Source organism: Vibrio sp. L85 (assembly GCF_963871815.1).
Taxonomy (GTDB): domain Bacteria; phylum Pseudomonadota; class Gammaproteobacteria; order Enterobacterales; family Vibrionaceae; genus Vibrio; species Vibrio harveyi.
The window spans coordinates 1-1068 of sequence record NZ_CAWMYL010000071.1; the positions used below are offsets into that span (position 1 = coordinate 1).

The following is a 1068-nucleotide window of genomic DNA, read 5'->3' on the forward strand; positions in this document are numbered from 1 at the left end:
CAAATAGAGCGTTCAGCTCCAGTGGAAAAGCATTACGGCACGAAAAAGAAAGATCTAGGATTTGAACGAGAAGAGAGTGGTTACATTATGGGTTTGTTTCGATAACCCCATCTAAAGTTAGATGGGGAATTCTCTTTACCAGCAGTTATGTTGCGGAGCTAGGGGGCACTCTGTTACTGTTACTACACCACCATCGGTTGGAGGGATTGATAATCTATATCTCCATAAATAATTATTAATAATCTGCCATCGGTCATGACTTGGAATGCGAAGAGATTTGAAATTAGCATTAGCTCTATTTAATGGTATCTCATTTCCAGACTCATCAACTACCTGTAATATTTTTATAATAACGAAGTCATATGTATTTGTTACTTGTTTTACTTCAAAGGTAGTACTCCCCCCTCCGGCAAACTTTAGTGTAAAAGTTTGCTGGTAAGGACCATTTATTAATCCAAATGTGTAAGCGAGAGTTTGGACTGCACTATTAAATTGGGAAATTTGACCTTGTAAAGAATTGTTGAGAAAGTTTTGAAGATCTACAACACAGTAGCTACAACCAACGAACTCCCAAGGATCTTTTATTACGTCTTTTGGAATGACAAGATCAGATGACATTAAGTTCATTTCTTCTTTACTTTGTATCACATCATCTAATTTTTCTTTTAGTTCTTCACTAGGGTTTATTCTATTTTTTTCGATATAGAATGTACCATTAGAGTTCTTTTTAGATACTAGATAAGATGAAGACTTTAAGTTCACTAAATCTACAATATGAACTTTCTTTCTAATATTTTTCTTTGAATCTGATTCTGATATATTTTTTAATCCCCAAGAGTCTGCGGCAGAAGATATATCAGCGGATGAGCATTTATTACAAGAAATATATTCATCTGCTTTTGCTACTTCACCAAAAGAATAACTTATAAACAATATACTAATTATAGAAAATAACTTTTTCATATGGAACCTCAGCGGCTAATTTGTCAAGTTGATATTACTCCCAATAGTTTTCATGTGCAACAGCTTTTATAAAACTACTTGCATTTTGGTAAATGGAGCCAAAAA

Annotated in this window: 1 protein-coding gene; it reads right to left on the bottom strand. The window is 33.6% G+C overall.

The window, feature by feature from the left end; translation table 11 throughout:
- Positions 1-135 precede the first annotated feature (135 nt).
- Positions 136-963, bottom strand: coding sequence for a hypothetical protein (locus AACR11_RS08580; protein WP_017818803.1), 828 nt, complete (start codon positions 961-963; stop codon positions 136-138).
- Positions 964-1068: the final 105 nt, after the last annotated feature.